The sequence below is a fragment of the Streptomyces sp. NPDC006516 genome, assembly GCF_040611875.1.
GTDB lineage: Bacteria > Actinomycetota > Actinomycetes > Streptomycetales > Streptomycetaceae > Streptomyces.
In genome coordinates this window covers 77,016-102,404 of the sequence record NZ_JBEXPD010000015.1, presented here as the reverse complement: position 1 = coordinate 102,404, position 25,389 = coordinate 77,016, and the positions used below count along the sequence as shown (strand labels likewise).

Below are 25,389 nucleotides of genomic sequence, written 5' to 3'. Positions count from 1 at the left end.
CGGGGAGGCCTGCCAGACTGCGCCCATGAGCGATCTCCTGAACGGCAAAGTCGTCCTGATCACCGGGGCGAGCAGCGGTATCGGCGCATCTGCGGCGCGGGTGTTCTCCCAGGAGGGTGCGACGGTCGTCCTGGCCGCGCGCAGGGAGGACCGACTTGCCTCGCTGGCCCACGAGTTGACCCAGAAGGGGGCACAAGCCTCCTACGTCGTCTGCGATGTCACGGTGGCCGAGGACGCCGCCCGCGCGGTGGCCTTCACGGTCGACACGTACGGCCGTCTGGACGCGGCCTTCAACAACGCGGGGCTCGGCGGCGATCGGACTCCCCTGCACCTGATGGGAGACGACGTCTACGACGCCGTCATGGACACCAATGTGCGCGGTGTGTGGAACTGCCTCCGCCACGAGATCGCGGCCATGCTGACGAACGCGTCGGGCGGCGCGATCGTGAACAACAGCAGTGTGGGAGGGCTGGTCGCCATACCCGCGGCGGCGCCCTACATAGCGGCCAAGCACGCTGTCGTCGGGCTGACGAGGGCCGCCGCGGACGAGTACGCCCAGCAGGGCATCAGGGTCAACGCGGTGGCACCCGGCACCACGCGCAGCGAGATCACGGCCGACTGGTTCGGCCGCAACCCGGGACTGGAGGAGATGGTCAACAGCATGACCCCGCAGGGGCGTACGGCCGAGCCGGAGGAGATCGCCAACGCGGCTGCCTGGTTGCTGAGCGACCGGAGCCCGTTCCTCACGGGCACGGTCCTCCCGGTGGACGGCGGCTTCATCAACCAGTGAGCCGCGGCGGGCCTTTCGGGGCCGTCAGGCGCAGGGACCGCTGAACCGGCCCCGGAAGACCGTTTCTCCGTCCTGTGTCGCGGTGATCCGGACGGAGGCCTCCCCGGGGGCGGCCGGCAGCACCTCAGCCTCGATCCAGCAGGGACGGTCGAACTCGGTGTACATCTCGAACGCGCAGTTCACCGTGGTCGCTTCGAGGGTGGCGGGATACAGGGCGGCGATCGCGGCCTGGTGGGCCGCCTCCATGAGGGCGAGCCCGGGGACGTGATCGACGGGGTGGTCGTACAGCACGGGGTTGCCGACGTCGTTGCGCAACTGCCAGCGAAGAGGCCTGTCGCCGGCCGACAGGGTCACGTCGGTGGGTTCGGTCCGGCGGACGGTGCGGGGATCGACCGGAGCGGGCAGCGGCCACGCGTTCCAGTCGACGGTGAAGTGGTCGCCGCGAAGCCGCCGGTAGACGCGGGTGGAGAGCCAGCCGAACTCGGAATCCGCACGGGCCACCATGCTGCCGCCGTGGAAGATGCGGAATTCCATGTCGAGTGAACTGACTTTCCTGCCCCGCTCCTTGGCCTTCTTGACCGTGACCTCGACGTCGATGTCGCAGGGCGCGCCCGGAGAGATCACGAATCCGGGAGCGACGGTCAGGTCGAAGTAGTTCAGAACGGTGTGATCGGACAGAGGCGCGCCGTAGGCTGCGTGCGCGATGGTCAGGCCGCTCTGCCGGACGGTCTGGGTGAGCATCCGCTGGTCGTACGGGAGGCCGACGGCGGGGGCCGGCCAGGTGCCGGACAACGAGAACTCGCCATCTTCCACGCGCTGCCAGGACGTGAGGAGAACCATGTCGGAACGTACCAGGTGGACGTGGTCCTTGAGGATTCCGTTCCGCCCCTCGACCGCGGCGAGCGGTGGGCGCGGAACGGGAGATATGTCGGGCACGGCCCCCCCGGACCTGGCGCAAAATGGTTGTTCCAGCGCTGATAGGATACCGGTTCACCGGTACTTTTTGAAGTAGCGTCATGCACGTTCAAGGGGGGCGCGAGTTGGCACGACAGCAACGGGCGATCCGCACGCGCCGCATCTTTCTGCAAGCCGCCGCCGAGGTCTTCGACGAGCACGGCTACGATGCCGCCACCATCGCCGCGATCCTCGACCGGGCGGGTCTCACGCGAGGCGCTCTCTACTTCCACTTCACGTCGAAGGAAGAGCTGGCCCGCGGGGTCCTCCAGGAGGCGGTGACCCTGGACGGGGTGACCCCGCAGACCTTCAAGCTGCAGGAATGGGTGGACATGGCCCTCCTGCTCGCCTACCGGCTGCCACGGGAACCCCTGCTCAGCGCCTCGATCCGGCTCTCCGTCGACCCCCGGGCGCGCGGGCTCTTCGGTACCCGCTGGCCGGACTGGATCGCTCTCGGCACCGACATACTCACCGAGGCCAAGGAGCGCGGCGAGCTCCTCCCGCACGTCGATCCGGAGGCCACCTCCAGGCTGGTCGTCGGCGCGTGGACCGGCGTCCAGCTGGTCACCGAGTCCATGGCCGAGCCGCTGGACCTGGTCGCCGAGATCTCCGCCCTCTTCGAGCTGATCCTCCCCAACAACGCGGTCCCGGGCGTGCTGGCCCGGCTCGACACCTCCCCGCACCGCGCGGCACGCATCATCGAGCAGCAGCAGGCGGTCGCCGCCTCCTGACCGCGCGGGCCGCCGCCCGGTACCGCCGCGCTCCCACTCCCCGCGGTCACCCGATCGGGCTCGCGTATCTGCGAAATGGCTGGTCAGCACGCATGGTGGGCCTATGTGGCTTCGCCGAACAGCCGTGGGTGCCATGGTCGTGCCGCTCGCCTTCCTGATCTTGAGGGACGCGCCGGTACGGCTCGCCGCGCCCGCACCCGCCACCGCGAAGCCGGCGACCCCTCCCGCGGCACCGAGGCCCCCGATCGTGAGCCGGGCGGCCTGGCACGCGGACGAGAGCCTGGTCAAGGAGGACGCGGTGTACACCGGGACGGTGCGGGCGGTCTTCGTCCACCACACCGGGCACACCAACGGCTACGACTGCGCCGACGCCCCCAAGATGCTCCGGGCGATGGAGGAGGCCCACGTCCGCGGCGAGGGGTGGGACGACATCGGCTACAACTTCGTCGTCGACCGCTGCGGGACCATCTACGAGGGCAGGGCGGGCGGCGTCGGACGCTCCGTGCGCGGGGCCCACGCCACCGGCTTCAACGCGCACAGCGTCGGGATCGCGGCCCTGGGTACCTACGACCCCGGCGTCCCGGTGCCCAAGGCGCTCATCGAGGGGGTCGCGAAGGTGGGGGCGTGGAAGCTGAGCCGGGACATCGACCCGGAGGGCTTCGTGCGGATGGTCTCCACGAACGACGAGAGTCTCTACAAGCGCGGCGAGGAGGTCTACCTCCACGCCGTCGCGGGCCACCGGGACACCTTCCAGACGTACTGCCCCGGTGAGGCGCTCTATGCCCAACTCCCCGCCATCCGCGCGGAGATGGTCCGGCTGAGGGCGGCAGCCGAAGCGCAGCGCGCCGGTTGAGCGTGCATCCCGCACCTGCGGGAGCGCGGGGTGGGGGCGGGGCCGTGGGGGACCCACCACCCGGGTGAAAGTGCGGACGTCGCACGCGTCAAAGCCAAGCTAAAAGCATATCGGCGGCTTATCTGTTCGTGCCCTTGCACACCTTTCGGAGCACAGCGGAGGACTACCGTCATGCCGGCATCACCCCTCGCCAAGCGGCCCGTCGAATCGGTGCTCGCCCTTCTGCTCGTACTGCTGAGCGTGCTGGGCCTCTCCGGCCGCAGCGCCGAGGCCGCGCAGGTCCGGACCCCCGCACAGGTCCCCGCCCAGGCCGTCACCGCCCCCACGGTGACCGCCCGCACCGCGACCGCCCCCACCGTCACGGCGCCCGCCTTCGTCGCCGGGACGGACTGGGACCGCATCGCCGAGTGCGAGAGCAACGGCCGCTGGAACATCAACACCGGCAACGGCTACCACGGCGGGCTCCAGTTCGCCCCCTCCACCTGGCGGGCCTACGGCGGCGGGCAGTACGCACCGCGCGCCGACCTCGCCACCAGGTCCGAGCAGATCGCGGTCGGTGAGCGCGTCGCCCGCTCCCAGGGACTCTCCGCCTGGCCCACCTGCGGGCGCCTCGGTGCGAACGGCTCGTCGAGCTCCTCGTCGAAGGGTTCCGGTGGTTCCGGTCAGAACGACACGGCGCAGGCGGCCCCGCAGCGGCAGTCGTCCGGCGGTTCGGGCAGCGGCTCGTCCGGCAGCACCGCGAGCGGTTCGTCCGACGGTTCGTCCGGCAGCTCCTACGGCAGCTCCGGCAACGGCAGTGCCTCCGGCAACAGCTCCGCGAGCGGGAGCAGCAGTGCGACGCACCACTCCGAGGACCTCGCCGACGAGGAGACGTACGTGGTGGAGTCCGGCGACTGCCTCTCGGTGATCGCGGAGCGGGCCGACGTGTCCGGCGGCTGGCACGCGCTGTACGAGCTGAACCGTGAGGTCCTGGACCGTGGACCGGACCTCATCTTCCCCGGTCAGCGCCTGCGCCTGAGCGCCTGAACGCACACCGGCACCACCTTCGGACCCGGCTTCCCCAGGGTCTGAGCTCCCCGAAGTCCTGACGGCTTCGCCGGTGAACGGCATCCCACGCAAGGAGACATCGATGGTGACGCCAGACCATCTCCTCGAAGGCCCGGCAGGCGCACACGCCCCGGCCGGACGAGGGGACGCAGGTCAAGGACACGCGGCGCGCGGCAAGGGCATTCAGCGCACGCGGGTCCGGCTCGCGGTGGGTCTCAGCGTCCGACGGCGCCCGAGCCCTCGATGTGATCGTTCGTCGCCCCAGGGCTCTCCCCGTACCTGTGGCACTCGGGATTGCGGCAGGGGCCCGGGCTCCAGTGCGGGACGAAGATGCCAAGGGTCTTGTGCCGCGCGAGCACGGTCTCGACGGGTTTCTTGCAGGCCGGACATGCGTATGCAGCCTGCCGATCGGTCTGACGCTCGGTACTGGCCATGCCTTCACGGTAGTCCTCGTCGGAACAAACCGAAACTTTCCAGACTTTTTACCCTGCGCGGCTCGATGGGGCACGAGGAGGACCTGCCGGAGCCACAGGAAGCGGCGACGCCCGGAACCTGGTGCCATGGAACAGGGGACGCCTCGACGAAGGGACCACCCGGTCATGGCACGCGCACCGTCACCGGCCGCAGTCCTGCTCTCCGTGCACGCGGTGGTCTTCGACACGGACGGAGTGATCACCGACTCCGCCCCGGCACACGCCGCGGCCTGGAAGGAGGCGTTCGACGCCTGCCTGGCCGTTCACGAGGGACAGCGGCCCTTCGACGAGGCGGACGACTACCGGCGCTACGTCGACGGCAAGGCACGCAAGGACGGTGCGGCGGCCTTCCTCGCGGCCCGCGGGATCGATCTCCCCGAAGGCAGCCCCGACGACCCCCCGGGCACCGGGACCGTATGGTCCGTCGCCGCGCGCAAGGACCAGGCGTTCACCCGGAGCCTGCGCACCGCCCCGATCGCTGTCTGGCCCGGCACGGTCCGTCTCCTGCACGTGCTGCGCGACGCGAGGGTGCCGTTCGCGGCGGCGTCCGCCTCCCGGCACGCGACCGGGCTGCTCTCCGGAGCCGGCCTCCTGGACCTGTTCACCGCCGTGGTCGACGGAAACGAGGCGCGCCGCCTGGAACTGCCGGGCAAACCTGATCCCGCCCTGTTCACCGAGGCGGCACGGCGGCTGGGAGTTCCCCCGGGTGACACCGCTGTCGTCGAGGACGCGCTGGCCGGTGTGGAGGCGGGCCGGCGCGGAGGCTTCGGCCTGGTCGTCGGGGTGGACCGGACCGACACCGCCGACGGCGCCGCCGCCCTCCGCCGGCACGGCGCCGACCTGGTGGTGTCCGATCCGGGAGACCTGCTGATCAGCGGGGCGAACTGATGGCGCGGGGCTGGGTGTGGTCGTACGAGGGGTACGACCCGGAGAAGGAGCGGCTGCGCGAGGCCCTGTGCACCCTCGGCAACGGCTACTTCGCCACCAGGGGAGCCGCGCCCGAGACACCCGCGGGCGATGTCCACTACCCGGGTACGTACGTTGCGGGCTGCTACAACCGGCTCACGTCGTCCGTGCAGGGGCGTCAGGTCGAGAACGAGGACCTGGTCAACCTCCCCAACTGGCTGCCCCTGCGCTACCGCATCCACCCGGCGGACACCCTCCCCGGTCCGTGGCTGGCCCCCGACCACGCGTATCTCGTGGAACACGGCCAGTCCCTCGACCTGCGCGGCGGCACGCTGACCCGTCGCTCGGTCTACGAGGACCGGCAGGGCCGCAGGCTGACGGTCGAGCAGGAGCGGCTGGTGCACATGGGCGACCCCCATCTCGCCGCGCTCCACACGACGTTCTCCGCCGAGGGCTGGTCGGGCGAGCTGGAGGTGGAGGCCGGGATCGACGGCGACGTCCGCAACACCGGGGTCGCGCGCTACCGGGAGCTGGCCGACCGCCACCTCGTCGGCTGGGAGACAGGCACGGAACCGAGTTCCGCGGTGTGGCTGCGCTGCCGCACCGTGGAGTCGGACATCGGCATCGCGCTGGCCGCCCGCACCCTGGCCTCCTGCGGCCCGGAACGCGACGGCGAGCACCGGGCCGAGCCCCGGCAGGAGCCGCGTGCGGTCCACCAGACCATGATGCTGCCGCTGGCACCGGGCTCCGACGCGGTCGTCGACAAGACGGTCGCCCTGTACACCTCACGGGACCCGGCGATCGGCAGCCCGCTGCGGGCAGCCGTGTCCGCGGTCGACGGGGCTCCGGCGTACTCCCGGCTGCTGGCCTCGCACCGCAGGGCCTGGGCGGATCTGTGGCAGCAGGCCAAGCTGGAGGTGCCGGGTGAGCCCGGGCGCATCCTGCGGCTGCACCTCTTCCACGTGCTCCAGACGCTCTCCCCGCACACCGCCGGACTCGATGTCGGGGTGCCCGCCAGAGGACTGCACGGGGAGGCGTACCGGGGACACGTGTTCTGGGACGAGCTGTTCGTCCTGCCCTTCCTGAATCTGCATCTCCCCGAGATCTCCAGGGGCCTGCTCGACTACCGGCACCGGCGGCTCCCCGCGGCCTGCGCCGCCGCGCGCGCCGTGGGCCGCAAGGGCGCGATGTATCCGTGGCAGAGCGCCGACGAGGGGCGCGAGGAGACCCAGGAGGTCCACCTCAACCCGCGCTCGGGGCGCTGGCTGCCCGACCGTTCGCGGCTGCAGCACCACGTCGGCTCGGCCGTCGCGTACAACGTGTGGCAGTACTGCCAGGCCACCGGCGACACGGAGTACCTCTACTCCAAGGGCGCCGAGATGATGATGCAGATCGCCCGCTTCTGGGCGGAGAGCGCCACCTGGGACGACGGCCTCGGGCGGTACCGCATCCGGGGGGTCGTCGGGCCGGACGAGTATCACGACGCCTATCCGGACTCCGACGCGGCGGGGCTCGACGACAACACGTACACGAACGTGACGGCGGCCTGGGTGCTCGCACGGGCCGGCGAACTCTGCCGCTCGCTGCCGCCGAGCCGCTGCCGTCAGCTGCTCGACCTGATCCGGCTCGACCCGGGGGAGCTGGACCGCTGGGACGACATCTCGCGGCGACTGTACGTGCCCCATCACCGGGGCGTCATCAGCCAGTTCGCCGGCTACGGAGATCTGGCCGAGCTGGACTGGGAGGGCTACGGGGAGCGGTACGGCAACTTCCGGCGCCTGGACCGGATCCTGGAGGCCGAGGGTGACACCGTCAACCGCTACCAGGCGTCCAAGCAGGCCGACGTGCTGATGCTGGGCTACCTCTTCTCACCCAAGGAACTCGCCTCACTGTTCCGGAGGCTCGGGCACGAACTCGACGACGAGACCTGGCGGGCCACAGTCGACTACTACGTGAAGCGCACGAGCCACGGCTCCACCCTCAGCTCCCTCGTCCACGCCTGGGTGCTGGCCCGGGTGCACCGCGACGACGCCTGGGTGTACTGCGAGGAGGCACTGATCGGCGACGTCGCCGACATCCAGGGCGGTACGACGGAGGAGGGCATCCACCTGGGCGCGATGGCCGGCACCCTCGACTTCGTGCAGCGCGGGATGACGGGCCTGGAGACCCGCGACGACGCCCTGTGGCTGGCTCCGGCCACGCTGCCGCAGCTCTCGAAGTTCCGCATGCGGCTCCGCTTCCGCCGGCACTGGGACGTGGACCTGCGGTTGCGCGCCGAGCGCCTCCGCATCGCCGTGCCGGACTCGGAACGGCCGGGGGTCCGGGTGCGGCTCGACGGCAGTTCGTACGTGGTCGAGCCGGGGACGGCGCGCTGGCTGGAGCTGCCGACCGACATGCCCGGCGGCGCATGACGGCGGCCGGGGCCCGCTCGCCGTAGGGCCCCGGTGCGTGGCCCTTTCGTCGTAGGGATGGCCCGTTCGCCGTTCGGGCCCGGGCGCGGACGCTGCGTGGGTCAGGCGGGTCGCGAGGAGACCAGGACGCCGATCTTGTCGATGCGGTGTTCCGGATTGTGGTGCGCGTCCCGCCAGAAGTTCCCGGCCGCGTCGTCCTCCGGGGTCGCGCAGGTCGAGAGGGTGATCATGGCCTTCGCCGGCTTCGCACCGGGCTCGCCCGGGACCTCGGCCCGCTGCTCGGCGAGCGAGCGCTCGGAGCGGAACGAGGTCTGCCGGGTCTCGGTGATCCGGTACTCGTAGACCGTGCCGCCCTCCGTGACCACGACCTCGTCACCCTTCTCCAGCGACGGCAGGTCGCGGAACGGGCCGCCCGCGGAGAGCCGGTGGGCGGTCACCAGGTAGTTCCCGATCTTGCCGGGGCCGACGCCACCGTCCACGCCGTACGGGCTGGCGGCCACACCGCGGTCCTGGACACGGGTCCCCGCCGTGTCGTCGGTCGTGCCCTCGTACGGCACCACGGGCAGGTCCGTGACGCCGATCGACGGGATGCCGAGCTCCGCCGTCACGGTGCGCGGGTCGGTCCGGTCCGCCGGGGTGACGGCCGCCGTCGTGGCCGTCACCGGAGCCGACACCACCGCAGTGGCCGGTGGAGGCCCGGCCGCCGCCGCTGCCGAGCAGCCGGCGGCCAGGGCCATGACGGCGGCGGCACAGGCGCGGGGGAGACGGCGGATCACACGGTGAGCGTGCATGGTGTTTCCGGATCGGTAGCCGGTGGGGGCGGTGGGGGCCTGGCAGGTGGGGCCGTGGGACCGGCCCGCACCTTCCAGTACACCACCGGTCGTCAGGCCGCGCCCGGGTCCAGCAGCTCACGCACCTCGTCGAGGGTCGTCTCGGTGAGCTCCTCCCCCACGAGCAGCCAGCGGGTGATCCCGACCGACTCCAGGAAGGGCAGGTCGTGGCCGGCGATCACGAGCGCGCCCTCGTAGGAACCGAGCGCGCTCGTCAGCTGCCGCACGCTCGCCAGGTCCAGATTGTTGGTCGGCTCGTCCAGCATCAGCAGCTGGGGCGCCGGGGTGGCGAGCATCGTCGCCGCGAGGGTGGCGCGGAACCGTTCGCCGCCCGAGAGCGTCCCCGCCTGCTGCTCGGCGCGCGCCCCCTTGAACAGGAAGCGCGCGAGCTGGGCGCGGATCTCGTTGTCCGTGGTCCCGGGCGCCATGCGGGCGACGTTCGCCGCGATGCTCAGCTCGTCGTCCAGCACGTCCAGCCGCTGCGGCAGGAAGCGCAGCGGCACGAAGGTCCTGGCCTCGCCCGCCTCCGGTGCCAGCTCCCCGGTGAGGGTGCGCAGCAGCGTCGTCTTGCCCGCGCCGTTGCGGCCGATGAGCGCGATGCGTTCGGGGCCCTGGACGTGCAGGCCCGCGTCGCGCAGGCTGCCGAAGCGGGGCCGCAGCCCTTCCAGGGTCAGGACAGTGCGGCCCGTGGGCACGGCGGTTCCGGGGAGCCGCACACGGATCTCCGCGTCGTCGCGGATCGCCCCCGATGCGGTGTCGAGCCGCTCGCGCGCCTCCTGCAGACGGTCCTCGTGCAGACCGCGGAGCTTTCCGGCCGTCTCCTGGGACGACCGCTTGTGCGCACCCGCCACGATCCTCGGCGCGCGCCGCTGCGCGTCCATCTTCTTGTTGTGGCGCTGCCTGCGGGCGACCTTGATCTGGGCCTCCTCCAGCTCGCGCTTCTGACGGCGCACGTCGGACTCGGCGGCCCGCACCATGCGCCCGGCCGCCTCCTGCTGGGTGGCCAGCGCCTCCTCGTAGTCCGACCAGCCGCCGCCGTACCAACTCACCGTTCCCGCACGCAGGTCGGCGATGCGGTCGACCCGTTCCAGCAGGTCACGGTCGTGGCTGACCACGACGAGCACGCCGGAGCGCCAGGACTCGACGGCGTCGTACAGACGGCGGCGTGCGAACACGTCGAGATTGTTCGTCGGTTCGTCGAGCAGCAGTACGTCGGGGCGTTCCAGCAGCAGCGCCGCCAGCCGCAGCAGCACCGTCTCGCCGCCGGACAACTCCCCGGCGGTGCGGTCGAGTCCGACGTCGCCGAGGCCGAGCGAGCCCAGGGTCGCGAGAGCACGCTCCTCGACGTCCCAGTCGTCGCCGACCGTCTCGAAGTGCTGCTCGGAGACGTCTCCGGCCTCGATCGCGCGAAGCGCCGCACGCCGCTCGGTGATGCCGAGGGCGTCCTCCACGCGCAGGTCCGTGTCGAGGGTGATGTTCTGCGGCAGGTAGGCGAGGCGCCCTTCGACGGCCACCGACCCCGAGGTGGGGCGGAGCCGGCCGGCCAGCAGCCGCAGCAGGGTGGACTTGCCGGAGCCGTTGGTCCCGACGAGGCCGGTCCGGCCCCGTCCGATGCTGAGAGAGAGCCCGTCGAAGACCTCCGTGCCGTCCGGATGGCGGAAGACCAGGGCGGAGCAGCTGAGGGAGGCGGCGGGCATGGTGGGCTGAGACATGTGATCCTCGCGGTCGCAAGCATGTGAACAGGGGCTTCGTGTGCGAGCACCACGCGGCGACCGGCCGAGGGGAAGGGGTGCGGTCCTCCGGGGAACGGGGGACGGTTCATGCACCGAGGTCGCATCCACGCGGGGTCACGGGCGGCAGGAAAGCCGACAGGGCGTGACGGGCTACGGCAGGGGCCGTACCGCGCGATGATCGCGGACCTCAGATGCGCAACGTCCACCTCTATCGGAGACAACAGGACTCCAAAACTGTACACCGCGCCGGTTCGGGGCGGGGTGTGGAACGGCGCACGGACGGCGGCCCCTCTCGCAGGCCCTCTTGACGGCGATGCGCGGGAATCCCTACGGTCTGCTCGCTCGATCGAAGAAAAGCTCGAAACTTTCGGTTGCGCAGCGTGAGTGCGACACAGGCTCTCGACACCCGCATCCCGTCTCCCAGCCCAGGAGTCACACCTCCATGAGACCGAACCCGGTGAACGCCCCGGCACGCCCGAGCCCTCTGAGCCGCATCCCCTTACGGGCGCGACGAGCTGCCCGTCCGCTGGTCGCCGTGCTGACCGGCGCGCTGCTCCTCGCCGCCGCGAACGCTCCCGCCGTATCGTCCGAGCCCTCGCCGGGACCCGGCGTCAACTCCACGAAATGGACCGGGACATGGGCCACCACGCCGACCGCGACTCCGGCGTCGGACACCACGGCGTTCGAGGACGAGACGATCCGCCAGACGGTCCACACCAGCATCGGCGGGAACCGCGTCCGCATCCGGCTGTCGAACGAATTCGGCAGCGCGCCCCTGGTCATCGGCGAGGCACGCGTGGCCCGCGCGGCCGGCGGCGGAGCGGGGACCCGCATCGATCCGCGTACCGACAGGCCGCTCACCTTCGGCGGACGCACCTCCGTGAGCGTTCCCGCGGGCGCCCCGCTGCTCAGTGACCCCGTCGCCCTGAAGGTGCCCGCCGGCACGGACCTCGTGGTGAGCATCCACCTTCCCGAGCCCACCCCGGGATCGACGCTCCACGCCTTCGCCCTCCAGCACAACCACGTGGCCGCCGGGAACGTCACCGACGACACCGTCATCCAGCCGACGTCGACCTTCGACCGCTGGTACTTCCTCACCGGTGTGAGCGTGAGTACCGCCCGGCCCTCCTCGGCCGTCGTCACGTTCGGTGACTCCATCACCGACGGGTCCGACACCGATGCCGGCGCCAACCACCGCTGGCCCGACTTCCTCGCGGGCCGGCTGCGCGCGGCCGAGGGCCCGGACGCGGTGGGCGTGCTCAACGAGGGCATCAGCGGCAACCGCCTGCTGCACGACCCCAACCCGCCCGCCGGTTCCGACGCCGAGAACTTCGCCGCGTACTTCGGCCAGAGCGCCCTGCGCCGCTTCGACCGCGACGTCGCCTCCCAGCCGGGCGCCGAGCACCTGATCGTGCTGCTCGGTGTCAACGACCTCGGCCACCCCGGCACCGTGGCCCCGGAATCGGAGCGGGTCACGGCCGCGGACCTCGTCGAGGCCCACCGCCAGATCATCGCCCGCGCGCACGATCTGGGCCTGAAGGCGTACGGCGGGACGATCCTGCCCTTCAAGGACGACACCCTCGGCTTCTACACCCCGGAGAACGAGGCGACCCGCCAGGCGCTCAACCGCTGGATCCGCACGAGCGGGGAGTACGACGCGGTGATCGACTTCGACAAGGCGCTACGTGGCCCCGCCGACCCGCAGCGCCTCCTCGCGGCCTACGACAGCGGCGACCACCTCCACCCCGACGACGCGGGGGCCGAGGCGATGGCCCGGGCCGTTCCGCTGCGGCTGTTTCGCTGAGGCGAGGCAGGCGTGCGGGGCCCACGACCGCGAAGTCGCGCCCGACGGGCCGCTTGCCGCGCGGCGACCTATCGAGTATCAATAGATAAGCATTGGTATTCGATAGGCGCCTGCGCGTGCTCGCCGGGTGCTCGACCGAGGGGGAAACGATGGGAAGACTGCCCGTGCTCGCGCTGCGCGCGGTGCTCGCGATGCTGCTCACCGGTTCGGTGTTCGTGCAGGCGGTGATGGTGCCGCTGCTCGCCGCCGATCTGGACGGACTCGACGCGGAACACGCGTATCTCCGGGCCCCGTTGCTCCTGATCGTCTTCCTGGGTGTGGTGACCGTCGAGGTCGTGCTGGTCTGCGTATGGCGTCTCGTGACGATGGTGCGGCGCGGGACGGTGTTCTCCCACGCGGCCTTCCGTCTCGTCCACGTGGTGATCGGCGCCGTCGTGGCCGCCGCGCTCCTGGTGTTCACGCTCGGAGCCCTCCTCGCGCCCGGCGAAGCGGTCGCGCCGGGCGTGGTGCTCCTGGTGGGCGGGGCGGGCGTGGCGGTCCTGGGGGTCGCGCTCGTCGTGCTCGTCCTGCGGATGCTTCTCGCCCAGGCCGTCGCGCGCGATGTCGAGGCGACGGCGATGCGGGCCGAGCTGAACGAGGTGATCTGATGCCGATCGCCGTCGACATCGACGTGATGCTCGCGAAGCGCAAAATGTCCGTGGGCGAGCTCGCGGAGCGCGTCGGGATCACCCCCGCCAACCTGGCGGTCCTCAAGAACGGCCGGGCCAAGGCGGTCCGCTTCACGACGCTCGCGGCGCTGTGCGAGGTACTCGAATGCCAGCCGGGGGACCTGCTGCGCTGGGAGGCGGAACCCTCGGACGGATGACACATGGCCGGGCGGCGCGGTTCCACAGCCGGTGCCGAGAGGTTCAGGTGCCGTTCATCCGGTGGCCGAGGGTGGAACCCACGTACGGAGACATTCCGTAGCTTGCGACCTCCGTAGCTGGTGACGAAGCCCCAGGCCGATCCGTCAGGCCTGGGGCTTCCTCGTGCGCGAGAGGAGGCCGGGCCTCCGAACGCGCGCTCCTCGCCGGGGCCGGGGCGCAGCCGGTGGCGACCCGGGAAGGAACCGGTGGTTGGACGGCTGTTCACCCGTGCGCCGCTTCCCGCTCGCCCACAGGTGCGACCATCTCGCTCCGACACTGTCGTGCCACTGTCGTGCAACGGAGAATCGATGCCCCCGAAGAGAACCCACGCCGCGCTGGCAGCCGTGGTTGTCGCCGCAGGCTTGCTGGCCGGTACGGGTGCGGCGAGTGCGCACCAGACGCCGCGGTGGCCGGTCGCCTTCGACCGCACGGCCACCTACCCGGTCTTCCAGAACCGGCCCGCCGGTGAGGACCCCGCCTCCGCGACCGTCGCCGAGATCTCGGCGGCCAGTGAGGACGGCCGCACCCTGGTCTACACGGACGCCCTCGCGCGCCGCATCGGTTTCCTCGACATCAGCGAGCCCGGGAAGCCGCGCGGCCTCGGCACACTGTCGCTGGCCGAACTCGGCGACGCCGAGGACGAGCCGACCTCTGTGGCCGTGGTCGGACGGTACGTGCTGGTCGTGGTGAACACCAGCGCCGACTACTCGGACCCCTCCGGACGCCTCGACGTCATCTCGCTGCGCGACCGCGAGCGGGTCAGCAGCTTCGACCTGGGGGGCCAGCCGGACTCCATCACCGTCACCGAGGACCAGCGGTACGCCGCCGTCGCGATCGAGAACGAGCGCGACGAGGAGGCGACCCCGCCCGGCGGCGAGGAGGGCGACCTCCCCCAGGCTCCTGCCGGATTCGTGCAGATCGTCGACCTGAAGGGCGGCTCCCCGCAGAACTGGAGCACCCGGGCCGTACCTCTGACCCGGCCCGACGGCGCCGCGCTGCCCGTGCTGGCCGACGCCGGGATCGCCGCTCCCACCGACCCGGAGCCGGAGTACGTCTCCGTCAACAGCCGCGGTCAGCTCGCCGTGACCCTCCAGGAGAACAACGGCATCGCGCTGGTGGACCTGCCGACAGGCCGTGTCACCAAGGCGTTCAGCGCCGGTACGGCCACGGTGGACGGCATCGACGCGGTCAAGGACGGCGTGATCGACCAGACCGGTTCGATCACCGGCGTACCCCGCGAGCCCGACGCCGTCAGCTGGATAAACGACCGCTACCTGGCGACGGCCAACGAGGGCGACTGGAAGGGGGGCACCCGCGGCTGGTCCGTCTTCGACAGCCGCACGGGCAAGGTCGCCTGGGACGCGGGCAACAGCTTCGAGCGGCTCGCCGTCCGGTACGGCCTCCACAACGAGGACCGCGCGGGCAAGAAGGGCACCGAACCGGAGGGGGTCGTGGTCGCCACCTACCGCGGGGTGCGCTACGCCTTCGTCGGCTCGGAACGCAGCAACTTCGTCGCCGTCTACGACCTGAGCCGGCCGACCGCTCCCGTCTTCCGCCAGGTGCTGCCCACCACCAACGGTCCCGAGGGCCTGCTGCCGATCCCGTCGCGCGATCTGCTCGCGGTCTCCAGCGAGGAGGACGACGCCTCCGTGAACGTACGGGCCTCGGTGAGCCTCTTCCGGCTGGGCGCGGGCACCCCCGCCACCCCCGGCATCGTCTCCGCCCCGGACTCCACCGGCGCACCGATCGGATGGGGCGCGCTGGGCGCGCTGTCCGCCGCCCCCGGCAGGCCTGACCAGCTGTACAGCGTCACGGACGCGGCGTACTCCGACACCCGGATCCTGACCATCGACACCTCGCGTCGGCCTGCGGTCATCACCCGGGCGCTCACCGTCGAGGACAGCGAGGGCCGGCCGGCCGGCTACGACGCCGAAGGCATCTTCGCCCGGCCCCAGGGCGGTTTCTGGCTCGCCGTGGAAGGCGCGACGGGCGACGGCAACAAGCTGGTCAGGCTCGACCGCGACGGCGTGACCCGGCAGGTCGTCCCGCTCCCGTCGGACGTCGCCGCGGGTCTGACGAAGCAGGGCTTCGAAGGGGTCACGGCCACCACCGACCGCAAGGGCCACGAGGTGGTCTGGGCCACGCTGCAGCGTGAGATCAAGGGCGACCCGGCCGGTCTCGTCCGGCTCGGCCGGTACGACGTGGCGACGGGCACCTGGAGCTGGTACGGCTACCGGATCGGCACCACCGGCACCCCGGGCGACTGGATCGGCCTTTCCGAGATCACCGTCGTCGGTGACAAGCTCGCCGTGATCGAGCGGGACAAGCTGAACGGTCCGTCCGCCAGGATCAAGCGGGTGTACACGGTCGCCCTCCCGAAGTCCGCAGCCCCCGTCGGCGAGCTGCGGGTCCTGCCCAAGAAGCTCGCCCATGACGTACTGCCCGACCTGCGAGCGACGAACGGCTGGACGCAGGAGAAGCTGGAAGGACTGACCGTGGGCGGCGACGGTCAGCTCTACGCCGTGACCGACAACGACGGCGTGGACGACGCCACCGGCGAGACGGCCTTCCTGCGCCTCGGTTCCGGCAGGAAGGTCTTCGGACGCGACTGATCCACCGCAGCGCGCGCTCAGAGGCACGACGCCGCGCCGCGACAGCACACCATGGCCGCCGGCACCCAGCCGGCGGCCGTACTGCTTTCCGGGAGGGCGCTCAGGAAGCCCCGGCTGAACGCCAGGTGGACGAAAGACCGAGGTGGGGACACCCACCGGATTGATGGCCGGGGCCGTCCAGCCGCTAGCATCCGGGCTCCGGGTGTTGCCGAGCGGTGGACGGAGTGGACTGTGGCGCGACCGCGTGTGGGTGTGGCGGTGCTGACGATGGGGACGCGGCCCGCCGAGCTGCGGGCGCTGCTCGATTCTGTGGCCGCCCAGGACGAGCCGGCCGCCCGCGTCGTCGTGGTCGGCAACGGCCAGGGCTCGCTCCCCGAACTGCCGGACGGCGTGACCGGGGTCGAGCTGCCGGAGAACCGAGGGGTGTCGGGCGGCCGGAATGTCGCCATCGAGGTGCTCCGCTCGTCCGGTGACGTCGACGTCCTGGTGGACCTGGACGACGACGGGCTGCTCGTCGACGCCGACGTGTTCCGCCGGCTCGCCGACCTGTACGAGGCCGACCCGAAGCTGGGCATCGTCTCGTTCCGCATCGCCGACGAGACGGGCGAGACCCAGCGCCGGCACGTGCCCCGGCTGGGCGCGAAGGACCCGATGCGCCGGGGCGAGGTGACGACGTTCCTCGGCGGCGGCCACGGCCTCTCCACGCGCATGCTCGACGAGATCGGCGGCTGGCCCGAGGACTTCTTCTTCACCCACGAGGAGACCGACCTCGCCTGGCGTGCGCTCGACGCGGGATGGACGGTGCTCTACGAACCGGACCTGCTGCTCCAGCACCCGAGGACCAGCCCGGCCCGCCACGCCGTCTACTACCGGATGACGGCCCGCAACCGGGTGTGGCTGGCCAAGCGCAACCTCCCTGCCCTGCTCGTCCCCCTCTACCTGGGCGTGTGGACCCTCCTCACCGTGGCCCGCACGAGATCGCTTCCGGGACTCAGGGCCTGGTCCGGCGGTTTCGTCGAAGGCGTGCGACGGCCGTGCGGCGTGAGGCGGCCCATGCGCTGGTCCACGGCCTGGCGCATGACCCGGCTCGGACGCCCGCCGGTCATCTAGCGCTGCTCCGGAAGTCCGTGTCGGCGAGCGGACTGCCCGTACGGACGCGCCGGGCCCGCACTCAGATGAACGAGAAACGCGTAGCGGCCTCGGCAGGAGTGACTCCTTGACGGCGGCCGGGGACGTCGTGAACGGCGTGCGCGCCCTCGGAGCGCAGTCGGTCGGCCCCGGCGTGCCGGGCCATCACCGTGGCGGAGGTGCGGATGTCGGCGGCAGTGATGTCGGTGCGGTCTCGCCCCGCGTGCTGCTCGAGGAGGGTTCCGAGGTCCGGGGCGAACCGCAGCACGGTCACCGGAGCGTCGAAACGCCTGGCGATGGCGATGAGGCGGGTGCGCGCCTGCGGAGTGACGTTCGTGGACTCGGCGACTGCTGTCCGTCCGCCCGCGAGCCGGGCGACGATCCTTCGGTCACGTTCCATGAAGATCCGAGCGTCCGCGGCGTCGGTGTGCGCTTCGGCGAGTGAGGTGCCGAAGAGCTCCGCGCGGATCTCGTCGCTGGACACCACGGCGCCCTCGTCGATGTGGCCGCCCGCGACCAGCGCGCGGACGAAGCTGCTCTTGCCCGACGCCGGCGGGCCCACGAGGACAACGAGCCCCGCCGGCACCCGGATCGGCCCGGACCTGGACGGCGCGTGAGGCCTCGGGCAGATGTCCTCGGCAGGCGGATCTGCCGGGACGGCTCGTGGCGGACCGTTGTGCGTGTACCTGCACTCCATCAGCAACTGGGTTCCCTGCGGGCCGACCGGACGAAAGCCCGCCCTGCTCCACGCTCTGACGGCCCGGTGGTTGGATGCCTCGGGGTCGACGGTCACCCGGTCCCATCCCACGACGGTATGGAGGTGCCGGACGAGTGCGCGGGCGGCGTCGGGGCCGTAGCCCCGGCCCTGTGCGTGGGGCAGGAGCACCAGGTCGATGCCGCCTTCGTGAGGGCCGGCAGGGACGTACTGGGCGTAACCCACGGGGTCGCCGCCCTTGAGTACCAGCAACGAGACCACTGCGGGACGCCGCCGTCCGGTGTACTTGGCGGCGACCTCCTCGCGAGTGAGTGGCCGCCCGCCCCAGTCGCGGACGAACTCCGGGTCGGAGAACCACTGGGCGAGCAACGGCAGGTGGTCCTCCGTGGCGGGGATGAGCGACGTGGCCTCGCCCGCGATGCCGCCCTCCGGCATGTCCTTCATGGGATGCCGCCCCCTTTCGTCCGTGCGTCCCGCCCATCCTTCCAGCGTGGGGCCGGTCCGGTGAGGAGACGGTGCGGAGCGGGAGAATCTGTGTTGCACCCGCTCGGGACGGGGAGGATGCTGAGCCGCCGGAGGTGCTCCAAATGATCAGTATCGCGATGGAGCTGACCGTGCGGGATCTGGTGCACGCGGATCTGGCATCGCTCGGCTGGGCAGGATCCGCCCGCCATCTCGTCTCCGTCGAGGAGCAGTTGGCCCGTAGAGGGTGCGGCGATGTCGACTATCTGGCCGTCTGCGCCCGTGCCGACATCCCGATCGCCAAGGGCGGTGTCGACTACCGGGCCAAGAGCGGCGCGGGCACGCTGTGGCAACTCGCCGTCCATCCCGCACTGCGGTCCTGCGGCGTGGGCACGGTTCTCATCAGGGCTGCGGAACAGCGCATCAAGGACCGGGGGCTGCGGCAGGCGGAATTGGGTGTGGAGGACGGCAATCCACGTGCCCGTGCCCTCTACGAGAGGCTGGGCTACCGTGCCTACGGCCGTCAGCCGGACGCGTGGGACGAACAGGCCCCCGACGGAACGCTGCGCCGCCACGAAACGGTCTGCACCATGATGCGCAAGGACCTGTCCTAGAGCGTCCCGCCTGAAGACGGATGACGATTCGCCCAGCGCCACCAGGAACACGCCATCAGGCCGGGTCGTCGGCGAACGTCGGCGCGAGTGCCGCCTCCAGCCGTGCGACGAACTCCTGCTCGCGTCCCGCGAACTGCGGGTACTCGTAGGCGAAGTGGCGCCACTCGACGTACTGGAGAGCATCGGTCAGGTCCTCACCGAGCACCCGGTCCCGCCCGAGTGCCGGCCACTCACCGCCCAGCCGGAACACCTCCTGGAGCAGGGCGTTCGGCAGCGCGTGGCGCTCGGCCAGCAGGACCGCGTCGTAGAGGTCCTTGCCCTGCGAATAGCCGTCGATGACCAGCCACAGCACCTTCCACGCCAATGACAGTGCTGGGGTGGCCCCTTGGAGCAGCCCCCCGGACGGTGCCGGAACGCGCTCCGGCGGTTCGGGAAGCGACTCACCGAAGACGAAGTCCAGCTGTACCCAGCCACCCGGGGTCCCAGGCGCCTCCCACGGCAGCATCATCCGGCGGCCCGGCACCCGCTCGTACGTCCAGATGTCCTCGCACACGGCACCCGAGGCGTCGATACGCACCCCGTGCGAACCCGCCGCGGCCCGTTCCCCGGCCGCCGCGGCGACACCGGCCAGGAGTTCCGAGGTCCGCTCCTCCTCCATCCGCCAGGACGGTGGAGCGACCACGAAGTCCAGGTCACCGGGCTCCCGGGCCTCCTCGCCGAACCACAGGGCCATCAGCATGCTGCCGCGGAGGACCAGCGAGGGTGCCCATCGCGAGGCAGCCGCCCCGTCCCGTACCGCGGCGAGCGCCTCGGCCCGCGCGGCCTGCCACGCCCGCGTCGCGCCGGGGGAGGGGAAGGCGGGGTCGGAAGCGCGAAAGGCATAGGGGAACTGCTTGAGTGCCGGATCGAACACCTCCTTCTGCACCGCGTCGGCGTCCATCACCCGCAGAAGTGTCCGGGGCACATCGGATGCGGAGCGGACCCAGGCGAGGCGTGACCCCGAAGGCTCCGGCGCGTCCTGCCGGCCGGCCTCGTTCGATGCGTTGCCCTCGTGCGTGCTCATACCGGCTCCAGCCACCCTTCGTCGAGATTCGGACCACTGTCGAGCAGCACGTATTCGCGCTCCACCGCAAGGACCTCGTACGCCTTCAGTTCCGAGAGCAGGGCGAGCAGGGCGCGCTCCGCGCTGCTCGCTCCCAGTGCGTGGCAGCGCTGCGTGACGAACCGTTCCTCCCGGCCGTCCGCGTGCCGCCTCCGCGCGTTCCAGGAGACGTGGGCGCCGTGCCGGAGGGCCACGGCGATCAAGGATTCCCGGTCATGGGACGGACCGAGCAGCAGCTTCACATGGTGCTCGAAGTGGCGTCCGCCGTCCTGGGTGGCCACGTCCGCGTCCGTCTGCGGCACCTCCTCCGCCCACGGCGCGCACTCGATCTTGATCCGCGCCACGTCGAAGCCGTCCCCGGCGAGGGACCGCACGGCGTGCCGCACGGCCGAGACCTCCTCGGAGTAGGTGGCCCGCGTTCCGCGCAGCGTCAGCATCGGCTGGGAAGCCGTCCGGCCCCGGGCCAGCTGGATGTGCGTGAACTTCACACCACTGCGGCGCTCCGCCCACTGCTCCAGTCTGTGCAGCTCGGCCCCGTCGCACAGCACTGTCATATGACTCTCGTACACCCCTGAAGCTTGCCGCAGTCCGTCACCCTGCGGCATCCGGATATACGGGGTCCCGCCCGGGCGCAGGCGTCGGCCGTGGCGCGTGCGGGGCGGCGCGCTCACCTCGCGACGGGAGAACCACTGCGGCGTGGGGGCTACGTCGGCGGGTTCAGCTTGCGGAAGTAGGTCCAGCTGGTCTCGTTCGGCTCGCTCCACTCCTCCGGCGCGCGGGCGAACTCCGGGTGCCGGGCGGCGATGTAGGCACGGGTGCGCTCGGGGACCTCGGCGTACGAGCCGAGCTTGCGTCCCCGGCAGTGGAAGGTGAGGCCGCCGGGTGCCTGGCCCCGGGCCATCCACGGGAGCCACGGGGACATCCGGGACCACGACATGGTGGCCGGGACCCCGGGAGCCGGGCCGGCCAGATCGGCCTTGTCGGCGAAGAACTGGAAGAGCTCCAGTGCCTTGTACGTGTCGCCTGCCGAGTGGACCGGGTACTCCGCCACCGGCAGCGGCGAGGGGTAGGACAGGGGGATCTCCAGGCTGAAGCAGACCTGTCCGCCGAGATCTGTCCGGGGGATGGGGAAGGGGCGCCACTTCTGGTTCGCCGGGTCGTTCCAGACGTGCACCACCGGCAGGTCCTGCCAGGTCTCCAGGATCTCGCGGCTCACGGGGTCCAGGTAGAAGGCGGCCTCACGGGTGAGCAGTCGGTAGGCGTCCGGCCCGGCCTCGGAGTCCTCGGCCAGCCGGGAGACGTTGATCCCTTCGAAGCCGAAGACGCGCCGGTAGGGCTCGTCCGGTGCCCAGGAGTACACGTCTCCGGACCACCAGTACGTGACGTCCTCGCCGTCGAGCGAGGCCCGGGTGCGGGCGAAGGAGCGGAGCTGCTCTGCGGGTGTCGTCATGGAACCACTCTGCGCTCCCGCCGCCCCGGAGGGAGGGGAAACAGGCCAGGGGCCGCGGGCGTGGGCCGGTGGAGCCCGTCGGCCGTGGTGGGCGGGCTCCACCGGCAGCGGACAGCGGGTGGCGGAAATCGAAGGCCCCGACAGCTCAGCGTGGCTATAGTCGCCCGCATGCATCTCCCTCAGATCTACGGCTGACAGCGGCTGGGGCCCTCGTGCCCCGGCCCCCGCGAGTCCACGTGCGCCGCCTGCGGCCGAGCCCTCACCGGCCCGGCCCGGCGCACCGGCTCGTCGTGTCCCTCTCGCCGTAGCCCTGAAATGAGTGAGCTTCCGTGCCTTCCGTGCCTTTCACGTCGCGCCGCCGTGCCCACATCGCGATGGCCGGCATCCCCGCTGTCAGCCACGTTCTGCCCAGCCTCGACATCATCCGGGAGCTCGTTGCCCGTGGGCATCGGGTGACCTACGCCAACGACCCAGCGGTGTCCGACCTCATCACGCCCACCGGCGCCGAACTCGTCCCCTGCACATCGGGACTGCCGGTCGCCGACAACGACTGGCCCGACGACCCGATCGCCGCGATGGGCCTCTTCCTCGAAGACGCCGTCCAGGCGCTTCCCCAGTTGCACGCCGCGTACGACGACGATCCGGCAGACCTGTACCTGTACGACATCGGCGCCTACGCCGCGCGGGCCCTCGCCGAGTCGCAGAACCGGCCGGTCGTGCAGCTGTCCCCGACGTTCGTGGCCTGGGACGGTTACGAGCAGGACGTCGCGGCGCAGCTGCGGCAACTGCCGGGGGCAGACGCGTACCGGGCACGGTTCGCGCGGTGGCTTGCCGGCTGCGGGGCGTCCACCACCGATGTGGACGCGTTCTCCGGGCCTCCCGCGCGAGCCCTGGCGCTGATCTCGCGGGCGATGCAGCCGTACGCCGAGAAGGTCGACGCCGGCAAGGTGACCTTCGTCGGACCCTGCTTCGACGCGTCCGCGGGCGACGGCGGTTGGACCCGCCCCGCGGACGCGGAGAACGTCCTGCTGATCTCGCTGGGTTCGGCGTACACCAGGCAGCCGGAGTTCTACCGTCAGTGCCTGGCGGCGTACGGCGGCCTGCCCGGCTGGCACGTCGTCCTCCAGATCGGCAGGTACACCGACGCGCGGGACCTCGGCAGCATCCCGCCCCACGTCGAGGTGCACCCGTGGGTCCCGCAGCGGGCGATCCTGGCTCAGGCGGACGCCTTCGTCACCCACGCGGGTATGGGCGGCTGCGGCGAAGGGCTGCTGGCCGGGGTCCCCATGATCGCCGTACCGCAGGCCGCCGAGCAGTTCATGAACGCCGACCGGCTCGTGGAACTGGGCGTGGCCCGTCGTATCGACACCCCCGACGCCACGGCCGGGGGCCCTGCGGGCGGCCCTGGAGGAACTGACCACCGACGCGGAGGTCGCCCGGCGCTCGGCACAGCTCCGCGTGGAAGCCCTGGCCGAGGGCGGCACCTCGCGCGCCGCCGACCTCATCGAGAGCATGCTGCCCTGAGCCTCCCGTGCTCCGGGGCGCACGCGTGTGGCCGACGTCCCGGTCGGGTCGCCGGCTGTCGCGGAACTCCTCTCTTTGTCGCCGGTCCCCTGTGGATTCGTCCGTGATCGGTAACAGACGGAGCCTGACGGGGCGTTCGCATGTCCTCATGGGTGCACTGCATCGGCGGAGACGGCAAAAGGGGCGGGCGGACATGGCGAAGCACAAGGGAAGGGGATGGAACGGCCGTCTTCTCGCGGCGGCACTCGGGGTGACCACCCTGGCCGCCGCCACCTCGGTGTGGACCGCGCAGGCCGACCCCGGCGAGGGGCGGCCGCAGCCGGGTGTCTCGGCACCGGGCACCCGGGGCGAGGACCAGAAGGTGGCCGCGGTGTCGGCCGAGATCGCGCACGCGTCCGACCGCGGTGACCAGGGCGTCAACATCACCATCGACGACGGCCCGGACCCGAACTGGACGCCGCAGGTGCTGCGGCTGCTGAAGGACAGCGGCGTGAAGGCCACCTTCTGCATGGTGGGCACCCAGGCCCAGGCGTACCCGGACCTGGTCAAGGCCGTCGTGGCGGACGGGCACAGGCTGTGCAACCACACGGTCTCGCACGACACCACGATGGACACCAAGTCCGAGGCGTACCAGTCCCAGCAGATCCTGGACGCCGAACGCATGATCATCAAGGCGTCCGGGGGCGTGCGGTCGCAGTACTACCGGGCCCCGGGCGGCGCGTTCACCCCGTACAGCCGACAGCTCGCCGCTTCCCACGGGATGCGTCCGCTGGGCTGGAACGTCGACTCCCGGGACTTCGAGCGTCCGGGCACGGACGCCATGGTCGCCACCGTCAAGAGTGAGATCGCCAACGGGCCCACCGTCCTCTTCCACGACGCGGGCGGGGAACGCTCCCAGACCGTGGAGGCCCTGCGCCAGGTGCTGCCCTGGCTGAAGGAGCAGGGCTATGTCTTCGGCTTCCCCGTGCGGTGAACGAGCCACATCCGAGGCCCGGCCTCCTGTTGTCAGTGTCTGCCCTTAGGCTCGCCGGACGCGGTCGGCTTCGGGGATTCCAGCTCTGTAAAGAATGGTTGCATCCCCGGTCTGTCCGGGGGCGGCCCGGGAAACACCCCGGGACCTAACCGACGACCGGGCTTCGTCGATGGCCAGCAGACGGCCTGACAGAGCCGACCGCGCCCCGGCCCTCCTGACGCCGAGGCTGACGCCGGCGACCCGCCGGGCGGGACCGCGCGCCGTCGACGACGACGCGTCACTCCGAGACGGCGGACCCCACTACCGCGGCCGTCGTCACAGCGCTGCGCTCAGCCGTGCGGCAGGACCGCACCGCGTAGCTCCCGCCGGCTCAGGACAGTCCGTCGAGCGGCCTGAGGAAACGGCGCTCGTAGCGTTTGATGCAGCGGGTCTCACGAGCCAGCTCGAACGCCGCCTGGCACTCCGGGTCGGTGGCGCTGTCCTCGCGGTACCGCTCGTACGCGGCCAGACTGGGGAAGGAGAACAAGGCGTAGGCGATGTCGCTGTCCCCCTCGCTCGGCAGGAAGTAGCCGTGGTGCGTCCCCCCGAAACGGTTGACGAGCCGGACCCAGCGACGACCGTACTCCTCGAAGCTCTCGAGTTCCTCGACGTCGATCTCGTACTTCAGATGAATGGTGATCATGCCCGAATGATGCCGTGTCACGGGCGGGCATCGGGTCCATGGCGATCTCAGGCGCGTGGGCCCGCACCGTGCAGCAGGGTGTCGATGATGCGGGCGGCGAGGGTGTCGGTGTCGATGCCCGTGTCGTCCGGGCTCCCGTGCAGGGACTCCCCGAGGAGCGCGTAGTAGACGCGCCGTACCCAGTGCAGGTCGGCCGCCTCGTCGATGAGCTCGTCCGCCCGGGCCCGTTCCAGCACGGTGATGCAATGCCGGCCGAGCTCCTCGTGGAGGGCCGCCGCTTCGCTGCCGGGGGCGGCCGGAAGTTCCAGGGCGAAGGTCCAGGCGCCCTTCACCTCGAGCACGTTGGCCGTGATCCGGTGCAGTGCCACCAGCGGAGGGGCGGTGTCCGGCCGGCCGTCCTCCACGGCCCGGACGAGCTGGCGGGCGGCGGAGGAGGCCAGCGCCTCGATCAGCGCCTGCCGGTGGGCGAACCGTCGATGGATCGTCGTCCTGGCCACCCCCGCCGCAGTCGCGATCTGCTCCATCGACGCGCCGGGGTCCTTGGAGAGCACGCGCTCGGCCGCCTCCAGGATCGCGCGGACACTGCGCTCCGCGTCCGCCCGCAACGGTCGTGCCGCTGACTCACTCATGGGCGCCTCCCGCTCTCCTGATTGACCTTCGAAACGATACATCACTGAGCCATCTTCCGGA

Annotated in this window: 22 protein-coding genes and 3 pseudogenes; 14 read left to right on the top strand and 11 right to left on the bottom strand. The window is 71.4% G+C overall.

Annotated features, from left to right (window positions below):
* The first annotated feature begins 25 nt into the window (after positions 1 to 25).
* Entirely contained in the window at positions 26 to 790 is a 765-nt protein-coding gene (locus ABZY45_RS30340; RefSeq protein ID WP_356745073.1) for a glucose 1-dehydrogenase, read from the top strand.
* A 24-nt stretch (positions 791 to 814) separates the two neighbouring features.
* On the opposite strand, the gene ABZY45_RS30335 is transcribed toward ABZY45_RS30340, so the two are convergent.
* On the bottom strand, positions 815 to 1,726 hold the full coding sequence (locus ABZY45_RS30335) for a ScbA/BarX family gamma-butyrolactone biosynthesis protein (protein WP_356745071.1): 912 nt from the start codon (positions 1,724 to 1,726) through the stop codon (positions 815 to 817).
* 104 nt (positions 1,727 to 1,830) lie between these two features.
* On the opposite strand from ABZY45_RS30335, the gene ABZY45_RS30330 reads away from it, so the two are divergent.
* The 3 genes from ABZY45_RS30330 (at position 1,831) to ABZY45_RS30320 (ending at position 4,354) form a co-directional block, all read left to right on the top strand.
* Positions 1,831 to 2,475 carry a ScbR family autoregulator-binding transcription factor gene (locus ABZY45_RS30330; RefSeq protein WP_356745069.1) on the top strand — a complete coding sequence of 215 codons (645 nt, stop codon included), beginning with the start codon at positions 1,831 to 1,833 and terminating at the stop codon, positions 2,473 to 2,475.
* Between the two features lie 103 nt (positions 2,476 to 2,578).
* Positions 2,579 to 3,328: a peptidoglycan recognition protein gene (locus tag ABZY45_RS30325; protein WP_356745067.1), complete on the top strand. Its 750-nt coding sequence runs from the start codon at positions 2,579 to 2,581 to the stop codon at positions 3,326 to 3,328.
* Positions 3,329 to 3,499: 171 nt separating this feature from the next.
* The gene (locus ABZY45_RS30320; protein WP_356745065.1) at positions 3,500 to 4,354 is read left to right on the top strand and encodes a transglycosylase family protein; all 855 of its coding nucleotides are present in this window, start codon (positions 3,500 to 3,502) and stop codon (positions 4,352 to 4,354) included.
* Between the two features lie 236 nt (positions 4,355 to 4,590).
* On the opposite strand, the gene ABZY45_RS30315 is transcribed toward ABZY45_RS30320, so the two are convergent.
* A complete protein-coding gene (locus ABZY45_RS30315) occupies positions 4,591 to 4,809 on the bottom strand; it encodes a hypothetical protein (protein ID WP_356745063.1) in 219 nt (72 codons plus the stop codon).
* A 165-nt stretch (positions 4,810 to 4,974) separates the two neighbouring features.
* Here ABZY45_RS30315 and ABZY45_RS30310 point away from each other — a divergent pair, with 165 nt between their 5' ends.
* Both ABZY45_RS30310 and ABZY45_RS30305 read left to right on the top strand, forming a co-directional pair.
* Positions 4,975 to 5,736, top strand: coding sequence for an HAD-IA family hydrolase (locus ABZY45_RS30310; protein WP_356745061.1), 762 nt, complete (start codon positions 4,975 to 4,977; stop codon positions 5,734 to 5,736).
* Complete coding sequence (locus ABZY45_RS30305) at positions 5,736 to 8,165, top strand: glycosyl hydrolase family 65 protein (protein ID WP_356745059.1); 2,430 nt, start codon at positions 5,736 to 5,738, stop codon at positions 8,163 to 8,165. Before ABZY45_RS30310 ends, ABZY45_RS30305 begins: the two co-directional genes overlap by 1 nt.
* A 101-nt stretch (positions 8,166 to 8,266) precedes the next feature.
* Here ABZY45_RS30305 and ABZY45_RS30300 read toward each other — a convergent pair whose 3' ends face one another.
* The gene (locus ABZY45_RS30300) at positions 8,267 to 8,956 is read right to left on the bottom strand and encodes a class E sortase (RefSeq protein WP_356745057.1); all 690 of its coding nucleotides are present in this window, start codon (positions 8,954 to 8,956) and stop codon (positions 8,267 to 8,269) included.
* Between the two features lie 92 nt (positions 8,957 to 9,048).
* Positions 9,049 to 10,707 carry an ATP-binding cassette domain-containing protein gene (locus ABZY45_RS30295; protein WP_356745055.1) on the bottom strand — a complete coding sequence of 553 codons (1,659 nt, stop codon included), beginning with the start codon at positions 10,705 to 10,707 and terminating at the stop codon, positions 9,049 to 9,051.
* 463 nt (positions 10,708 to 11,170) lie between these two features.
* Here ABZY45_RS30295 and ABZY45_RS30290 point away from each other — a divergent pair, with 463 nt between their 5' ends.
* The 5 genes from ABZY45_RS30290 (at position 11,171) to ABZY45_RS30270 (ending at position 17,159) form a co-directional block, all read left to right on the top strand.
* Positions 11,171 to 12,532 (top strand): SGNH/GDSL hydrolase family protein, encoded by a 1,362-nt coding sequence (locus ABZY45_RS30290; RefSeq protein WP_356745053.1) that lies wholly within the window; start codon positions 11,171 to 11,173, stop codon positions 12,530 to 12,532.
* Between the two features lie 149 nt (positions 12,533 to 12,681).
* Complete coding sequence (locus tag ABZY45_RS30285; RefSeq protein WP_356745051.1) at positions 12,682 to 13,179, top strand: DUF2975 domain-containing protein; 498 nt, start codon at positions 12,682 to 12,684, stop codon at positions 13,177 to 13,179.
* Positions 13,179 to 13,397, top strand: a complete 219-nt coding sequence (locus tag ABZY45_RS30280) for a helix-turn-helix transcriptional regulator (protein WP_145809908.1) — start codon at positions 13,179 to 13,181, stop codon at positions 13,395 to 13,397. Before ABZY45_RS30285 ends, ABZY45_RS30280 begins: the two co-directional genes overlap by 1 nt.
* Positions 13,398 to 13,745: 348 nt before the next feature.
* A complete protein-coding gene (locus ABZY45_RS30275; RefSeq protein ID WP_356745049.1) occupies positions 13,746 to 16,049 on the top strand; it encodes an esterase-like activity of phytase family protein in 2,304 nt (767 codons plus the stop codon).
* Between the two features lie 231 nt (positions 16,050 to 16,280).
* Positions 16,281 to 17,159, top strand: coding sequence for a glycosyltransferase family 2 protein (locus ABZY45_RS30270; protein ID WP_356745047.1), 879 nt, complete (start codon positions 16,281 to 16,283; stop codon positions 17,157 to 17,159).
* Positions 17,160 to 17,220: 61 nt separating this feature from the next.
* On the opposite strand, the pseudogene ABZY45_RS30265 reads toward ABZY45_RS30270, so the two are convergent.
* A pseudogene (locus ABZY45_RS30265) lies at positions 17,221 to 17,739 on the bottom strand (ATP-binding protein); the annotation flags it as partial.
* Between the two features lie 126 nt (positions 17,740 to 17,865).
* Positions 17,866 to 18,336 (bottom strand): annotated as a pseudogene (locus ABZY45_RS30260) (GNAT family N-acetyltransferase); the annotation flags it as partial.
* 143 nt (positions 18,337 to 18,479) lie between these two features.
* Here ABZY45_RS30260 and ABZY45_RS30255 point away from each other — a divergent pair.
* Positions 18,480 to 18,968: a GNAT family N-acetyltransferase gene (locus tag ABZY45_RS30255; protein WP_356745045.1), complete on the top strand. Its 489-nt coding sequence runs from the start codon at positions 18,480 to 18,482 to the stop codon at positions 18,966 to 18,968.
* Between the two features lie 55 nt (positions 18,969 to 19,023).
* On the opposite strand, the gene ABZY45_RS30250 is transcribed toward ABZY45_RS30255, so the two are convergent.
* The 3 genes from ABZY45_RS30250 to ABZY45_RS30240 all read right to left on the bottom strand — a co-directional run bounded on the left by ABZY45_RS30250 (position 19,024) and on the right by ABZY45_RS30240 (position 21,520).
* On the bottom strand, positions 19,024 to 20,031 hold the full coding sequence (locus tag ABZY45_RS30250; protein WP_356745043.1) for a nucleotidyl transferase AbiEii/AbiGii toxin family protein: 1,008 nt from the start codon (positions 20,029 to 20,031) through the stop codon (positions 19,024 to 19,026).
* A complete protein-coding gene (locus ABZY45_RS30245) occupies positions 20,028 to 20,624 on the bottom strand; it encodes a hypothetical protein (RefSeq protein WP_356745040.1) in 597 nt (198 codons plus the stop codon). Before ABZY45_RS30245 ends, ABZY45_RS30250 begins: the two co-directional genes overlap by 4 nt.
* Positions 20,625 to 20,773: 149 nt before the next feature.
* Positions 20,774 to 21,520 carry a DUF1838 family protein gene (locus tag ABZY45_RS30240; RefSeq protein WP_356745038.1) on the bottom strand — a complete coding sequence of 249 codons (747 nt, stop codon included), beginning with the start codon at positions 21,518 to 21,520 and terminating at the stop codon, positions 20,774 to 20,776.
* 374 nt (positions 21,521 to 21,894) lie between these two features.
* Between ABZY45_RS30240 and ABZY45_RS30235 the strand changes: the two are divergent.
* Positions 21,895 to 23,044, top strand: a pseudogene (locus ABZY45_RS30235) (macrolide family glycosyltransferase).
* A 193-nt stretch (positions 23,045 to 23,237) separates the two neighbouring features.
* On the top strand, positions 23,238 to 24,017 hold the full coding sequence (locus tag ABZY45_RS30230; protein WP_356745036.1) for a polysaccharide deacetylase family protein: 780 nt from the start codon (positions 23,238 to 23,240) through the stop codon (positions 24,015 to 24,017).
* 370 nt (positions 24,018 to 24,387) lie between these two features.
* On the opposite strand, the gene ABZY45_RS30225 is transcribed toward ABZY45_RS30230, so the two are convergent.
* On the bottom strand, positions 24,388 to 24,699 hold the full coding sequence (locus tag ABZY45_RS30225) for an NIPSNAP family protein (RefSeq protein ID WP_356745034.1): 312 nt from the start codon (positions 24,697 to 24,699) through the stop codon (positions 24,388 to 24,390).
* Positions 24,700 to 24,746: 47 nt separating this feature from the next.
* Positions 24,747 to 25,328, bottom strand: coding sequence for a helix-turn-helix domain-containing protein (locus ABZY45_RS30220; RefSeq protein ID WP_356745032.1), 582 nt, complete (start codon positions 25,326 to 25,328; stop codon positions 24,747 to 24,749).
* Positions 25,329 to 25,389 lie beyond the last annotated feature (61 nt).

What these genes read in the sequence shown, in the direction of transcription:
- ABZY45_RS30340 (WP_356745073.1), top strand. Translation starts at nt 26, where the DNA reads ATGAGCGATCTCCTGAACGGCAAAGTCGTCCTGATCACCGGGGCGAGC.
- ABZY45_RS30325 (WP_356745067.1), top strand. Translation starts at nt 2,579, where the DNA reads ATGTGGCTTCGCCGAACAGCCGTGGGTGCCATGGTCGTGCCGCTCGCC.
- ABZY45_RS30320 (WP_356745065.1), top strand. Translation starts at nt 3,500, where the DNA reads ATGCCGGCATCACCCCTCGCCAAGCGGCCCGTCGAATCGGTGCTCGCC.
- ABZY45_RS30315 (WP_356745063.1), bottom strand. Translation starts at nt 4,809, where the DNA reads ATGGCCAGTACCGAGCGTCAGACCGATCGGCAGGCTGCATACGCATGT.
- ABZY45_RS30310 (WP_356745061.1), top strand. Translation starts at nt 4,975, where the DNA reads ATGGCACGCGCACCGTCACCGGCCGCAGTCCTGCTCTCCGTGCACGCG.
- ABZY45_RS30305 (WP_356745059.1), top strand. Translation starts at nt 5,736, where the DNA reads ATGGCGCGGGGCTGGGTGTGGTCGTACGAGGGGTACGACCCGGAGAAG.
- ABZY45_RS30300 (WP_356745057.1), bottom strand. Translation starts at nt 8,956, where the DNA reads ATGCACGCTCACCGTGTGATCCGCCGTCTCCCCCGCGCCTGTGCCGCC.
- ABZY45_RS30295 (WP_356745055.1), bottom strand. Translation starts at nt 10,707, where the DNA reads ATGTCTCAGCCCACCATGCCCGCCGCCTCCCTCAGCTGCTCCGCCCTG.
- ABZY45_RS30290 (WP_356745053.1), top strand. Translation starts at nt 11,171, where the DNA reads ATGAGACCGAACCCGGTGAACGCCCCGGCACGCCCGAGCCCTCTGAGC.
- ABZY45_RS30285 (WP_356745051.1), top strand. Translation starts at nt 12,682, where the DNA reads ATGGGAAGACTGCCCGTGCTCGCGCTGCGCGCGGTGCTCGCGATGCTG.
- ABZY45_RS30280 (WP_145809908.1), top strand. Translation starts at nt 13,179, where the DNA reads ATGCCGATCGCCGTCGACATCGACGTGATGCTCGCGAAGCGCAAAATG.
- ABZY45_RS30275 (WP_356745049.1), top strand. Translation starts at nt 13,746, where the DNA reads ATGCCCCCGAAGAGAACCCACGCCGCGCTGGCAGCCGTGGTTGTCGCC.
- ABZY45_RS30255 (WP_356745045.1), top strand. Translation starts at nt 18,480, where the DNA reads ATGATCAGTATCGCGATGGAGCTGACCGTGCGGGATCTGGTGCACGCG.
- ABZY45_RS30250 (WP_356745043.1), bottom strand. Translation starts at nt 20,031, where the DNA reads ATGAGCACGCACGAGGGCAACGCATCGAACGAGGCCGGCCGGCAGGAC.
- ABZY45_RS30245 (WP_356745040.1), bottom strand. Translation starts at nt 20,624, where the DNA reads ATGACAGTGCTGTGCGACGGGGCCGAGCTGCACAGACTGGAGCAGTGG.
- ABZY45_RS30240 (WP_356745038.1), bottom strand. Translation starts at nt 21,520, where the DNA reads ATGACGACACCCGCAGAGCAGCTCCGCTCCTTCGCCCGCACCCGGGCC.
- ABZY45_RS30230 (WP_356745036.1), top strand. Translation starts at nt 23,238, where the DNA reads ATGGCGAAGCACAAGGGAAGGGGATGGAACGGCCGTCTTCTCGCGGCG.
- ABZY45_RS30225 (WP_356745034.1), bottom strand. Translation starts at nt 24,699, where the DNA reads ATGATCACCATTCATCTGAAGTACGAGATCGACGTCGAGGAACTCGAG.
- ABZY45_RS30220 (WP_356745032.1), bottom strand. Translation starts at nt 25,328, where the DNA reads ATGAGTGAGTCAGCGGCACGACCGTTGCGGGCGGACGCGGAGCGCAGT.